Source organism: Polaromonas sp. CF318 (assembly GCF_000282655.1).
Taxonomy (GTDB): domain Bacteria; phylum Pseudomonadota; class Gammaproteobacteria; order Burkholderiales; family Burkholderiaceae_C; genus Polaromonas.
The window spans coordinates 1-13,733 of the sequence record NZ_AKIV01000060.1; the positions used below are offsets into that span (position 1 = coordinate 1).

Below are 13,733 nucleotides of genomic sequence, written 5' to 3' on the forward strand. Positions count from 1 at the left end.
CCCCCGAGGGGGCCGCTGCGCCTGCGGCCCGGCAAAGCCGGTTCCGCGGCCCCTGCTGGTTTGGGGAGCCCTCTGCTACGCATGGAGGTTGTCGGGTGGAGCGCTAGACGCTGAGCAGGCCGCTGTGAGCTGCGGCGTGGCGCAGCCAGCCTGCGTCCTGGGCGAGGGCTAGAGCGGCTTCCAGGGTGCGGGATGGGTCGCCGCCCTGGGCCATAAAGCCTATGGTGGTGCGCACCTCGGGGCTGACCAGGGGCAGGGCTTCGAGTTCGCGGTAGCCGCGCACCGCGCCGACCAGCGCGCCCGGCATCACGGTGCAGACATTGCCCTCGGCCACTGACAGCGCCAGCGTGAGGATGGAGTTGGTCTGGATGACGGGCTCGCAGGCCTGGCCGGCTTCCTGGAAAGCCTTGTCGACGATGGTGCGGTTGTGCATGTCGCGCGTGAGCAGGCACAGCGGGTGTTTGGCGGCCTCGGCCCAGGTGATCTTGGGGCCTATCCGCATCTGGTCCTTGCTGGCCTTGGCGGCGCGGCGCACGAAAAAATAGTGCTCGGTGTACTGCTTGATCTGGCGCAGGCTGGGCCCATTGGCGCGCAGCCGGTCGGTGTAGCCCAGGCCCATGTCCAGCGCCAGGCTTTCCAGGCCGGCCTCCAGTTCGTTGGAGCTCATGGAGCGCACCGTGGGCGAGATGCCCGGGTAGCGCGCCTGCAGCAAGGCGCAAAAGCGCGCGGCCACCGGCATGGCGGTGGGCACTGCCCCTATGGCCAGGCTCCCCTGCGGCTTGCCGATGCCGCTGTCGAGCTCCTGCTGCAGCAGCTCTCGCTCATGCAGCATGCGCTGGGCGCTGAGCAGCACGCGCTCGCCTTCGGGCGTGAAGCCTTCGAAGTTGCGCCCGCGCCGCACGATGACGGTGCCGAATTCCCGCTCCAGCGCGCGCAACGCGTTGGACAGCGCTGGCTGCGTGATGTGGCAGGCCTGGGCCGCGCGGCCGAAATGTTTGTGCTCGTCGAGCGCGGCCAGGTAACGCAGGGATGCCAGCAGGTTCATGGGGCGCCGCGCTCGGGCTTTTTCAGGTGTTCTTGCTGATCGTGATGGTCGGGAATTTGGCGGAAAAGTCCTTGGACTTGGCCGCCACGGTGACGGCCATCTTGCGCGCCACGGCCTTGTAGATGCCGGCGACCTCGCCGTCCGGGTCGGCCACCACGGTGGGCCGGCCGTTGTCGGCCTGCAGACGGATCTGCATGTCCAGCGGCAGCGCGCCCAGGTAGTCCATCTTGTAGTCGGCCGCCATTTTTTTGCCGCCGCCCTCGCCGAAAATATGCTCGGCATGGCCGCAGTTGCTGCAAATGTGCACCGCCATGTTTTCGACGATGCCCAGGATGGGCACACCGACTTTTTCGAACATCTTGATGCCCTTCTTGGCATCCAGCAGCGCGATGTCCTGCGGCGTGGTGACGATGACGGCACCCGTCATGGGCACGCGCTGCGACAGCGTGAGCTGGATGTCGCCGGTGCCGGGCGGCATGTCGACGATCAGGTAGTCCAGGTCTTTCCAGTTGGTCTGGCGCAGCAGCTGCTCCAGCGCCTGGGTGGCCATGGGGCCGCGCCAGATCATGGCCTCGTCCTGGGCCACCAGGAAGCCTATGGACATCACCTGGATGCCGTAGTTCTCCAGGGGCTCCATGTTCTTGCCGTCCACGCTCTCGGGCCGGCCCTCTATGCCCATCATCATGGGCTGGCTGGGGCCATAGATGTCGGCGTCGAGCAGGCCCACGCTGGCGCCCTCGGCCGCCAGGGCCAGGGCCAGGTTGACGGCCGTGGTGCTCTTGCCGACGCCGCCCTTGCCGGAGGCGACGGCGATGATGTTCTTGACGTTGGGCAGCAGCTGCACGCCGCGCTGCACGCTGTGGCTGGCGATCTTGACCGCGACGTTGACCGAGACGTTGCCGGCGCCGGGCACGGCCTTGACGGCGGCAATCAGGCTTTTGCGCAGGCCGGCGACCTGGCTTTTGGCCGGGTAGCCGAGCTCGATGTCAAAGGACACGTCGCTGCCGCTGATCTGCAGGTTTTTCAAGGCCTTGGTGCTGACAAAGTCTTTGCCGGTGTTGGGATCCAGCACGGCTTGCACGGCGTTCAGGACGGCCTGTTGGTCCAGGGACATGGGGAAATACTCCGGTGAATCTGTCAAGTGGGGGCGGCGCTCTGGCGGCGCGGGGGTTGGGCTGAAGTCTAACGCCGTGGCGGCGCCCACTGGGGTCTTGGGGGCTTGGCGGAGCGGCCCGGGCTCACTGAGACTTAAAATCGCGGGTTAGCCCTCACCCAGCCCATAAAAGATCCCTATGTCCCAGCGCCGCCTGTTTGTCACCACCGCCCTGCCCTATGCCAACGGCAATTTCCATATCGGCCACATCATGGAATACATCCAGGCCGACATCTGGGTGCGTTTCCAGCGCATGCAGGGCCATGCGGTGAACTTCGTGGGCGCCGACGACGCCCACGGCGCGCCCATCATGATCGCCGCCGAAAAAGCCGGCAAGACACCGCAGCAGTTCGTGGCCGACATCGCCGCGGGCCGCAAGCCCTACCTGGATGGTTTTCACATCAGCTTCGACAACTGGCATTCCACCGACGGACCGGAAAACCACGAACTCGCGCGGCAAATTTACCTGGATCTCAAAAAGGCCGGCCTGATCGCGACCAAGACCATTGAACAGTTCTTCGACGCCGAGAAGAGCATGTTCCTGCCCGACCGCTTCATCAAGGGCGAATGCCCGAATTGCCACTCGAAAGACCAGTACGGCGACAACTGCGAGGTCTGCGGCGCGGTCTATGCGCCCACCGACCTGATCAACCCCTACTCGGCCCTGTCGGGCGCCAAGCCGGTGCTCAAGAGCTCGGAGCACTTTTTCTTCACGCTATCCGACCCGCGCTGCGTGGAATTCCTCGAAAAATGGACGCAGGACGGCAAGCTGCAGCCCGAGGTGGCCAACAAGGTCAAGGAATGGTTCTCGGTGCGCGAGAACGCCGACGGCACGAAGAGCGAGGGCCTGGGCGACTGGGACATCAGCCGGGACGCGCCCTACTTCGGCATTGAAATCCCCGATGCGCCAGGCAAATATTTCTACGTCTGGCTGGACGCGCCGGTCGGCTACCTGGCTTCGCTGAAAAACCTGCTTGAAAAGCGCGGCGAGAACTACGACGCCTACATGGCCACGCCCGGCCTGGAGCAGTACCACTTCATCGGCAAGGACATCGTCACCTTCCACACCCTGTTCTGGCCGGCCATGCTGCACTTCAGCGGACGCAAGACGCCCGACAACGTGTTTGTGCACGGCTTCCTCACGGTGAACAATGGCGAGAAGATGAGCAAGAGCCGCGGCACCGGCCTGGACCCGCTCAAGTACCTGAGCCTGGGCATGAACCCCGAATGGCTGCGCTACTACCTGGCCGCCAAGCTCAATGCGCGCAACGAGGACATCGACTTCAACGCCGACGACTTCATGGCGCGCGTCAACAGCGACCTGGTGGGCAAGTACATCAACATCGCCAGCCGCGCCGCGGGCTTTATCAGCAAGCGTTTTGCCGGCCAGCTCGGCGAAGTCTCGGCCGACGGCGCTGCGCTGCTGGATACCCTGCGCGCGGCGAAAGACGCCATCGCACCGCTCTATGAAAGCCGCGAATTCGCCAAGGCCCTGCGCGAAACCATGCTGCTGACGGACCGCGTCAACGCCTATGTTGACCAGAACAAGCCCTGGGAACTGGCCAAGCAGGCCGGCATGGACGCGCGCCTGCAGGACGTCTGCACGGTGTGCATTGAAGCCTTCCGCCTGCTGACGATTTACCTCAAGCCCGTGCTGCCCGCGCTGGCCACACAGGTCGAAGCCTTCCTGAAGGTCGGCCCGCTGGGTTTTGCCGACGCCGGCGCCATGCTGGGCAAGGGCCACGTGATTGGCGACTACAAACACCTGATGCAGCGCGTCGACCCCAAGCAGCTCGAAGCGCTGTTCGAACCCCCGGCCCAAGCCGAACCCGTACCCGCCACGCCCGCGGATTTGCCCGGCGGCGAAGCGCTGGCACCCGTCATCACCATTGATGACTTCGCCAAGGTCGACCTGCGCATTGCAAAAATCGTGAATTGCGAGGCGGTGGAAGGCTCAACCAAGCTGCTGCGCCTGACTTTGGATGCCGGCGAAGGCCGCATGCGCAATGTGTTCAGCGGTATTGCCTCGGCCTACAAACCCGAGGACCTGGTCGGCAAGCTGACGGTGCTGGTGGCCAACCTGGCCCCGCGAAAAATGAAGTTCGGCATCAGTGAAGGCATGGTGCTGGCCGCCAGCCATGCCGATGAAAAGACCCATCCCGGCATCTACGTGCTGGAACCCCTGCCGGGCGCCACGCCGGGCATGCGCATCCACTGAGCCACGCCCGGCATCGGGCCTCTGACCTCAGCCGGCTGCCGCGTTGATAAAACGCAAGCCGGTGCCGGAGCGGCCCGACAGCTCCCTGAGCACATTGCCCATGGCGTGCAGCAGCTGCTCGGCATCGGGCGCATTGAAAGGCGCCTCGGCCACGGCAATCCTGAACTGCATCATGGTGCCGGGCGGCAGGCTGGGGCTGTCCGCCAGGCCTCGGGCGATCAGGCGCTGCGCGATCTGCGTGAGCTCGTCGCGCGTGAGGTGGCCCTGCAGGATCAGCAAAAAATCGCCGTCGCGGTGGCGCGCCACGGTGTCGCCGTCACTCGCCACGCCGGCCACGCAGGCCCCGGCCTGCACCACCGCGCTTTGCGCCGCTTCCATGCCGTAGTTCTGGCGGATGTCGATGGCGTTGCCCAGCCGCACGCGCATCACCGCGCCCGCGCCGGGGTCGCGCCGCTGGCGCACCAGCAGGGCGTCCAGCCGCTGCAGCAGCACACGGTGATTGCCCAGCCCGGTCAAGGGGTCCACACGCGTGAGGGCACCGACACGGGCCTGGTTGTCGCGCTTTTCGCGGCTGCGCAGGTACAGGGCCACCACCAGCAGCAGGATCTCGAATGCCGCGCCTATCTGCGCGCCGTACTGCGTGGCGGTGCCCAGCGGCAGCATGCCCTGCGTGCGCAGGATGGGGAACACCGACCCCACCGTCAGGCAGACCATGGCGGCCAGCACCCACAGGCCGACCATGGGCCGGCGCCAGACATACCAGCCGGCCACGCTGAGGTAGACGGCCATGCTGCCCAGGTAATAAGGGGTGGCCAGGTTGAAGGAGGACTTGTTGCCCATCACCAGGAAAGCCGTCAGGATGCCCGCGCCGAGCACAGTCATCAGCAGCAGGCCGCGCGACAGCCAGGGCGCGTCACGGTCGACCACCATCTGGCGCAAAAAGAGGTGCAGCAGCGCGGCGGTGGCCAGCGTCATGGCGACCGGCGCGCAGTCATTCCACCAGGCGTTGCCCGGCCAGAGAAACTCCCCGGCCAGCCCGGTCAGCGCCAGCTGGCCCGTGGCCACCACCAGCACATAGCCGGCGAAAAAAAGATGAATGCTGTCGCGCCAGGACGCCGCGTGCAGCGTGCTCATCATCGCGATCAGCAGGACCAGCCCGATGTACACCCCCAGCAGCAGGTGCGACTCCTTGGACTGTTCATGGAAGCTGTCCGGGTCGGACAGCTCCCAGGGCACGCTGAGGGGGTAGTTGTGCGCCACCCGCAGGTAGCTGGGCCGGGTTTCGCCCGGCTGCAGCAGGAGCTCGAAGGCCGGGGTCAGGTGGCGCACCGGCCACCGCGCGACAGGCACCGCGTCACCGGACCGCTCCAGTTGCCACAAGCCGCCGGATGCCGGACGGTACAGGTCCACGCTGTCCATGTTGGGGTGGGGAACGGTGAGCATCAGCGGCGTGGGCACAGCGACCGCCGGCAAGGCCAGGCGGTACCACAGCGCCGCCCCGCCCCCGGTGGGCATGATGTCGCTGGGCTGGACGGCACGCCCTTCGCCGGCATCAAACTTGCTGCGTACCTGCTCGAAAGTGAGGGTACCCGCGCTGTCGACCAGCACCTGGCCCTCGCCCAGGACGCCGCGCCCGGCCTTGAAAGGGCCCGGCACCACGGCCGCAGGGCTTGCGGCGGGATGCTCGACGGGGGAAGGTTCCCCCGCCGGGGAAGCAGGGGATTCTTGCGCCATAGCCATGGCCTGCGCCAGCAACAGCGCCGCCAAAGCGGCCACCCGCCGCGGCAGGCGCCATCCGGGCATCCACGAAAAACCGAAAAAACCGGGCAATCACTTCTCCAGGAAAAGCACGCTGGGACAGTCCGGAACCAGGCGCCGTGAAGCCCCAAAGCTTATCCAGTCCGCGAAAGGCTGTAAAAGTAAGTATTTTGACCTAATGACCCATTCACTGTAACCAAGCTCTTCATTGCCGGCAATGGAAAAATGTCACGTCCAGGACTTCTCGCCGGCACATGCCTGGCACCACAATCAAAGCCCATGCACCTGCCCGCTTACCTTGCGCCGTTTCGCCCTCGCCTGTTTTCAGCACTCGCCGGCTACACGCGGGAACGGTTTTTGAAAGATGCCGGAGCAGGCGTCACCGTCGGTATCGTGGCCTTGCCGCTGGCCATGGCTTTTGCCATCGCCTCCGGCCTCAAGCCCGAGGCCGGCATCTGGACCGCCATCATCGCCGGCGCGCTGATCTCGGCGCTGGGCGGCTCGGCGGTGCAGATCGGCGGCCCCGCCGGCGCCTTCATCGTGATTGTCTACGGCATCCTGGAGCGCTACGGCCTGGCCAACCTGCTGATCGCCACCGCCTGCGCCGGCGTGCTGCTGTTCCTGTTGGGCCTGCTCAAGCTGGGCACGCTGGTGCGCTATGTGCCGGTCAGCATCGTGGTGGGCTTTACCAACGGCATCGCGGTGCTGATCGCGCTGTCGCAGGCCAGGGATTTGCTGGGCCTGGTCGTGCCCAAGATGCCGGCCGATTTTTTCTCGCAGATCAAGGTCCTGGGCAACCACCTGGACAGCTTCAACCCCTATGCGCTGGGCCTGGGCCTCATCTGTCTGCTGGGCCTGTTCATCTGGCCCCGGCTGTTCGACACACAGGCGCGCGCCGCGGGCGGTTTTTTCACCATGCGCCTGATCCGGCTGATGCAGGCGGTCGAGGGCGTGCAGCTCAAGCGCGCAACGCGCATGGCCTCGCGCATGCCCGGCCCCATCGTGGCGCTGGTCACGCTGACGGCTTTTGCCTATTTCCTGGCCCTGCCGGTGGAAACCATAGGCACGCGCTTCAACGGCATACCGCGCGCCCTGCCCTCGTTCGCTCTGCCTGATTTTTCCTGGGAGACGGTGCGCCTGCTGGTGGCGCCCACCATCACCATCGCGATGCTGGGCGCGGTGGAGTCGCTGCTGTGCGCGCGCGTGGCCGACCAGGTCTCGGGCCTGCCGCGCCACGACCCCAACCAGGAACTGATGGCCCAGGGCGTGGCCAACTTCGTCGTGCCCTTTTTCGGCGGCATGCCGGCCACCGGCACCATCGCCCGCACCGTGACCAATGTGCGGTCCGGCGCCAGCTCGCCGGTCTCCGGCCTGGTGCATGCGCTCACGCTGGCCCTCATCGTGCTGGCGGCCGCGCCGCTGGCGGTGCACGTGCCGCTGGCCGTGCTCTCGGGCATATTGCTCTACGTGGCCTGGAACATGGGCGAATGGCGCGAGTTCGCCCGCCTGCCCCAGGCCAGCAGCCACTACCGCCTCATCATGCTGGGCACGTTTTTCCTGACGGTGGTGTTCGACCTCACGGTGGCGCTGCAGGTCGGACTGATCCTGGCCTGTGTGCTCTTCGTACGGCGCATGAGCAGCCTGTTCCAGGTGGTCGAGGTCTCGCGCGACGCGGACTCGGCAAGCTTTCAGCTTTACGGTTCGCTGTTCTTCGGCGCGGTGGCCAAGCTGGACCCCATCCTCACCGTGGTGGAGAGCGCACCCAAGGGCCTGGTGGTGCGGCTGGACGTCCAGTCGCTGCAATCGCTGGACACCTCCGGGCTGGACGTGCTGGAGCAACTGCACAAGGCCATCGTCCTGCGCGGCGGCCGGCTGGTCATCGCAGGGCTCAATGCGCAGCCGCTGGCCGTGATGGAGCGCTCGGGCTTTCTGGCAAAGATCGAGATGGTCTAGCGCCTGTTAACGCGTGCCACCGCTGGGGCTGATACTTTCCTCATCGACGGATGCCGTGCCCTTGACCTTGAGGTCGGCATCAAACACCACCGTGAAAATGCGCGCGGTACTGGGCGGGTTCAGGTAGCGCCAGTCGTAGTGGGTTTCCTGCTTGAGCGCATAAGGCGTGACCTTCATGGGCTTGCCGAGCATTTTTCGCACCTGCTCCATGCGCATGCCGGGCAGCACTTTTTCGAAGTTCTGTGGCGTCAGCACCTGCCTGAGGGCGCTCATCTTGCCGTCCGCGCCTATGGTGATCATGTAGTTGGCCTGGCCCTGCGGCTGGCGGTTGTATTCAAAGGTGCGGGCACCCGGCGCCGCGGCCGCGCCGGGCAGGGGCGTGTCGGCCATGTCGGCGGCATCCCAGATTTTTTCGGGCTCGCCGAAGCGGGCGCGCACATCGGCTTCGGTGGCCACGCCTTCTTCCAGCTCGGCGATGCGCTGCGGGTCGCAACCCGCCAGGCCCAGGACAAATGAGAGCAGACCCATACAGGCAAACATCCTTCTTGATGAAAAAGCGGGCGACAACCCCTTTTGGGCCGGCAAAGAGGGCGAAAAAGGTGAAAACAAGGAAGGCATGGCAGACCCCGGTAAAATCAGCCCACTATACGTTTCAGGCAGTTTAGACCCCATGGCCCTCCTCAACATCTTCCGCCGCTCCGACTACACCTCCGACACGACGCAGTTCATAGACCAGCTCAAGGCCAAAAAGCCCACGCTGGAAGCGGAGCAGCGCGCCGGACGCGCCCTGTTGTGGGACAAAAACCTGAACCGCAGCGAGCAGGCCGAGTACAGCGAAGCCCGCGTGCCGCAGCAGCCCTACGTCTACGGCACCAGCAGCCACCCCAACGGCAAATAAAAGGGCCACGGCCCTTTACGCTCGCATCCGCTGTTTTCATGTCCCAGCCCCATTTCCCGCCTGAACCCCAGGAACTGCCGCCGGCCGCCGGCCAGGCGCAGCCCGTGGTGGGCACGGACATGCCCGAAGTGATAGACCAGGTCGCGCTGGCTCGCCTTTACGGCGAGCCGCTGTTCGCGATGCCGCACGACCTGTACATCCCGCCCGATGCGCTGCAGGTCTTCCTCGAGGCCTTTGAAGGCCCGCTGGACTTGCTGCTCTACCTGATCCGCAAGCAGAACTTCAACATCCTCGACATCCCGATGGCGGCGGTCACGCGCCAGTACCTGACCTATGTCGACGAGATTCGCGCCACCAACCTGGAACTGGCGGCCGAATACCTGCTGATGGCGGCCATGCTGATCGAGATCAAGTCGCGCATGCTGCTGCCGCCCAAGAAGGTGGCCGAGGGCCAGGAGCCCGAAGACCCGCGCGCCGAACTGGTTCGCCGCCTGCTCGAGTACGAGCAGATCAAGCTCGCCGCCCACAAGCTCAACGAAGTGCCGCAGTTCGGCCGCGATTTCCTGCGCGCCCAGGTCTATGTCGAGCAGTCGCTGCAGCCGAGATTTCCCGACGTCAATGTGGTCGACCTGCAGGAAGCCTGGCGCGACATCGTCAAGCGTGCCCGCCTGGTGCAGCACCACGTCATCAGCCGCGAAGAACTCTCGGTGCGCGAGCACATGAGCATCGTGCTGCGCAAGCTGCAGGGCCGCAAGTTCCTGGAGTTCGAGGAGCTGTTCGACGCCGCGCGCGGCATGCCGGTGCTGGTCGTGACCTTTATCGCGCTGCTGGAGCTCTCCAAGGAAGGCCTGCTGGAAGTCACGCAGGCCGAGGCCTTCGCGCCCATCTACGTGCGCCTGGCGTACACCCCAGCCTAGACCTTCCCCCTTCATGACACGCTTGCCGGCCCCGCCGCTGCACGCCTTTGACGTCCTCATCATCGGCAGCGGCCTGGCGGGCCTGGCCTGCGCGCTGCTGCTCGCCCCGGGCCGGCGCGTGGCGGTGGTCACCAAGCGCGAACTCAACGACGGCTCCAGCGCCTGGGCCCAGGGCGGCATGGCCGCGGTGCTGGCCGAGGGTGACACGCTGGCGCAGCACGTGGCGGACACCCTGGTCGCGGGCGCGGGCCTGTGCGACCTGCCGGCCACGCAGGCCGTGGTGCAGGGCGCGCCCGAGGCCATCGCCTGGCTGCGCCAATTGGGCGTGGCGTTTTCGGAGGACGGCGAACACCCCGGCGAGCTGCACCTGACCCGCGAAGGCGGCCACAGCCAGCGCCGCATCGTGCACGCGGCCGACGCCACCGGCGCGGCCGTGCAGCGCACGCTGATCGAAAAGGTGCGCGCCACGCCGGGCATCACACTGTTCGAGCACCACATGCTGGTCGACCTCATCACCGACCGGCAACTCAAACGGCCCGGCAAGCGCTGCCACGGCGCCTATGTGCTGGACACCCTGAGCGGCCAGGTGCTGACCTTCGGCGCCGGCCAGACCATCCTGGCGACCGGCGGTGCCGGCAAGGTCTACCTCTACTCCACCAACCCCGACACCGCCACCGGCGACGGCATTGCCGCCGCCTGGCGCGCGGGCTGCCGCGTCGGCAACATGGAATTCATCCAGTTCCACCCGACCTGCCTCTACCACCCCGACGCCAAATCATTTTTGATCACCGAGGCCGTGCGCGGCGAAGGCGGCAAGCTGCTGCTGCCGCCCTCGGCCGGCGGCGGGCGCTTCATGCCGGCGCACGACGAACGCGCCGAGCTGGCGCCGCGCGACGTGGTGGCGCGCGCCATCGACTTTGAAATGAAAAAGCATGGCCTGGACTGTGTCTACCTGGACATCTCGCACCAGAGCCCGGCGTTTTTGCAGGAACACTTCCCCAACATCCTCAAGCGCTGCCTCGAGCTCGGCATCGACATCACGCGCCAGCCGATTCCGGTGGTGCCGGCCGCGCATTACACCTGCGGCGGCGTCATGACCGACCAGCAGGGCCGCAGCGACGTCGCCGGCCTGTATGCGATCGGCGAGACCGCCTGCACCGGCCTGCACGGCGCCAACCGCCTGGCCAGCAACTCGCTGGTCGAATGTGTGGTGCTGGCGCGCGCCGCCGCGAACGCCATAGCGGCCGAAGCCGCCGCCGAAACACCGGCACTGCCGGCCTGGGATGAAAGCCAGGTCACCGATGCCGACGAGACCGTGGTGATCTCACACAACTGGGACGAACTGCGCCGCTTTATGTGGAACTACGTGGGCATTGTGCGCACCACCAAGCGGCTGGAGCGCGCGGCGCACCGCATTGCCCTGCTCGATGCCGAGATCCAGGAGTTTTATGCCAACTTCCGCGTCACGCGCGACCTGCTGGAGCTGCGCAACCTGGTGCAGGTGGCCGACCTGATCGTGCGCTCGGCCCACGGCCGGCATGAAAGCCGCGGCCTGCACTTCAGCCGCGACTACCCCGGCATCGCTGAACAGGCCGTCCCCACCGTGTTGGTGCCGCCTGGCAGCTGAGCCTTTTCGAACCCTTTTCCTGCCACTCTTACCCGGAGCCCGTATGCCTCACTTAACCGTTGAATATTCCAGCAACCTCGCCGGCTTTCCCAAGGCCGAAGTGCTCCAGGCGCTGAACCAGGCCCTTACCGCCAGCCCTGAAATACAGAATGAATCCGACCTGAAAACCCGGCTGGTCGCGCTGGATAATTTTGAAATCGGCACCGCGCCGGCCTCGCGCGCTTTTGTGCATGCCCAGCTGCGCCTGCTGTCGGGCCGCACGCCTGACGCCAAAAAGGACTTGGGCGAGCGCATCGCCGGCGTGCTGCGACGCCTGACGCCGCGGCCGGCGGGCTTGATGGTGCAACTGAGCGTGGAGATGGTGGACATGGACCGCGCGTCCTATGTCAAAGAAAAGCTTTAAGGCATTTCAGGCGAGGGTGGCGTCTATCCAGCCCCTGAGGCTGTTCACAAAGGCCCAGGCCTCTACCCTTGCCAATTCATCCACCCGCACGACGGCTTCGCTGAGCCGGCCTTCCCGCAAGGCCAGCGCGCGGCCCACGCCAGGCAGCAGCCCGCAGGCCAGCGGCGGCGTGACCCAGCGGCCGTCCATCCGCATCGCGATATTGCCGCGTGTGCATTCGGTGATCTCACCCAGCTCGTTCCACAGCACGCAGTCAAACACCTCCGGCGAGGCCGGCGTAAAGGCGTCGTAGTGGGCGCGGCGTGTCGTCTTGAAGCGCACAAATTCGCTGTACGCCGCGTCCAGCGGCCGCTCGGCCAGCTGCAGGCGCACCCGGGGTGGTGAGGGCTCCATGCCGTAAGCCTGGGCGCTGAATGTCCCGCCGGCGGCCAGCAGCAGGCGCACGCGCCAAAGGCCTTGCGGGTGCGCCTGCACCAGATCCCGCAGGCAGGCATCGACCTGCGCCGCATCCCATGGATGGCCGAAGTGGGCGGCGCTCGCCGCCATGCGCGCCAGGTGCGCATCGAGGTGGCGCAGTTGGCCCGCGTCCAATGCCAGGGTTTCAAGGATGTCAAAAGGCATGCTGGCACGCTCCAGAAAAGCCCGTTTGTGGCGCCACTCCTGCCACTCGGCTTGGGCCACGGAACCCGAGGTGATGCCGCTGCCTATACCGCAACGGGCCTCTTGGCCACGCAGGCTCACAGTGCGTATGGGCACATTAAAAGTCGCCGCGCCGCCGGGCCGCAGCACACCCATGGCCCCGCAATACACACCGCGTGGCCCGGCTTCCAGTGCATGAATCGCCCGCATGGCCCGCACCTTGGGCGCACCGGTGATGGAGCCGCAGGGAAACAGCGCGGCAAACACGTCGGCCAGGCTGCAGTCGGGCCGGGTGCGCGCCTCGACGTCCGAGGTCATCTGCCAGACCGCGGGCAGGGCCTCGGTGTGGAACAGGCGCGGCACGCGCACGCTGAAAGGTTCGGCGATGCGCGACAGGTCGTTGCGCAGCAGGTCCACGATCATCACGTTTTCGGCGCGCTCCTTGGCCGAACTGCGCAGCGCCTCGGCTTGCGCGGCATCGTCCTTGGGATTGACACCGCGAGGCGCCGTGCCTTTCATGGGCCGCGTGAGCAGCCGTCCCTCGCGCCAGTCGAAAAACAGCTCGGGAGATACCGACAGCAGTTGCTCATCGCCCGTGTCCATCAAGGCCGCGTAGCCGCCCGGCTGGGCGCGTTGCAGGGCCTGGAACAGCGCCAGGGCGCTGCCCGCGTCGCCATCCAGCGCAGCCCGCATCTGCGCCGTGAAATTGACCTGGTAATACTCACCATCGGCAATCGCGCGCTGCAGCTGGGCCAGGGCGGCCTCAAACGCGGGACGCGTCATCGCCTCCTGCCATTGAAGCAGTGGTGAGGCCTCTTGTACGGGATCAGGCCAGGCCAGCGCGGTGTCGTGCACGGCAAACCAGGCCAAGGGCCCGTCAGCCGAGTGCACCGGCAGCGCGGCATCAAAAGCGGGGGCGGCTTCATAGCGCAAATAGCCCACGCACCAGGCGCCTTGCCGTGCCGCGGCCTGCGCGGCATCCAGCACTGCGCGCAGTTCTTCGGGCCGCCGCGCCACCAGCACTTCGCGGGGTGCGCCAAAGGCCTGGCGCAGGCGCGGCCCCGCTGGCTGTTGGGGGTCGGCGAAATCGATGAGGGCGGAGAGCTTGCCCGTCACGTCAGG

11 protein-coding genes are annotated in these 13,733 nt (G+C 66.3%); 6 read left to right on the forward strand and 5 right to left on the reverse strand.

Translation table 11 applies throughout. The features are described from left to right. Positions 1 to 103: 103 nt before the first annotated feature. Both PMI15_RS10215 and apbC read right to left on the reverse strand, forming a co-directional pair. Positions 104 to 1,045: a LysR family transcriptional regulator gene (locus tag PMI15_RS10215; protein WP_007867795.1), complete on the reverse strand. Its 942-nt coding sequence runs from the start codon at positions 1,043 to 1,045 to the stop codon at positions 104 to 106. Between the two features lie 22 nt (positions 1,046 to 1,067). Continuing rightward, positions 1,068 to 2,159 (reverse strand): iron-sulfur cluster carrier protein ApbC, encoded by a 1,092-nt coding sequence (gene apbC / locus PMI15_RS10220; RefSeq protein ID WP_007867797.1) that lies wholly within the window; start codon positions 2,157 to 2,159, stop codon positions 1,068 to 1,070. A gap of 178 nt (positions 2,160 to 2,337) precedes the next feature. Between apbC and metG the strand changes: the two genes are divergently transcribed. Next, a complete protein-coding gene (gene metG / locus PMI15_RS10225; protein ID WP_007867799.1) occupies positions 2,338 to 4,416 on the forward strand; it encodes a methionine--tRNA ligase in 2,079 nt (692 codons plus the stop codon). Between the two features lie 27 nt (positions 4,417 to 4,443). Here metG and PMI15_RS10230 read toward each other — a convergent pair whose 3' ends face one another. Continuing rightward, a complete protein-coding gene (locus PMI15_RS10230) occupies positions 4,444 to 6,246 on the reverse strand; it encodes a 7TM diverse intracellular signaling domain-containing protein (protein ID WP_238541102.1) in 1,803 nt (600 codons plus the stop codon). Between the two features lie 207 nt (positions 6,247 to 6,453). Between PMI15_RS10230 and PMI15_RS10235 the strand changes: the two genes are divergently transcribed. Continuing rightward, the gene (locus PMI15_RS10235; protein ID WP_007867802.1) at positions 6,454 to 8,127 is read left to right on the forward strand and encodes a SulP family inorganic anion transporter; all 1,674 of its coding nucleotides are present in this window, start codon (positions 6,454 to 6,456) and stop codon (positions 8,125 to 8,127) included. A gap of 6 nt (positions 8,128 to 8,133) precedes the next feature. Here PMI15_RS10235 and bamE read toward each other — a convergent pair whose 3' ends face one another. Then, complete coding sequence (gene bamE, locus PMI15_RS10240; protein ID WP_007867805.1) at positions 8,134 to 8,655, reverse strand: outer membrane protein assembly factor BamE; 522 nt, start codon at positions 8,653 to 8,655, stop codon at positions 8,134 to 8,136. A gap of 142 nt (positions 8,656 to 8,797) precedes the next feature. On the opposite strand from bamE, the gene PMI15_RS10245 reads away from it, so the two are divergent. From PMI15_RS10245 to PMI15_RS10260, 4 genes are read left to right on the forward strand one after another with little or no spacing between them, the layout of a single operon-like run. Then, complete coding sequence (locus PMI15_RS10245; RefSeq protein WP_007867807.1) at positions 8,798 to 9,025, forward strand: DUF3460 family protein; 228 nt, start codon at positions 8,798 to 8,800, stop codon at positions 9,023 to 9,025. 38 nt (positions 9,026 to 9,063) lie between these two features. Further along, a complete protein-coding gene (locus tag PMI15_RS10250) occupies positions 9,064 to 9,942 on the forward strand; it encodes a ScpA family protein (protein ID WP_007867820.1) in 879 nt (292 codons plus the stop codon). A 13-nt stretch (positions 9,943 to 9,955) separates the two neighbouring features. After that, on the forward strand, positions 9,956 to 11,569 hold the full coding sequence (gene nadB, locus PMI15_RS10255) for an L-aspartate oxidase (RefSeq protein WP_007867823.1): 1,614 nt from the start codon (positions 9,956 to 9,958) through the stop codon (positions 11,567 to 11,569). Positions 11,570 to 11,612: 43 nt separating this feature from the next. Further along, on the forward strand, positions 11,613 to 11,972 hold the full coding sequence (locus PMI15_RS10260) for a 5-carboxymethyl-2-hydroxymuconate Delta-isomerase (RefSeq protein WP_007867826.1): 360 nt from the start codon (positions 11,613 to 11,615) through the stop codon (positions 11,970 to 11,972). A gap of 6 nt (positions 11,973 to 11,978) precedes the next feature. Here the strand turns inward: PMI15_RS10260 and pabB are convergent, their stop codons facing one another. Further along, the gene (gene pabB, locus PMI15_RS10265; protein ID WP_007867829.1) at positions 11,979 to 13,727 is read right to left on the reverse strand and encodes an aminodeoxychorismate synthase component I; all 1,749 of its coding nucleotides are present in this window, start codon (positions 13,725 to 13,727) and stop codon (positions 11,979 to 11,981) included. Positions 13,728 to 13,733 lie beyond the last annotated feature (6 nt).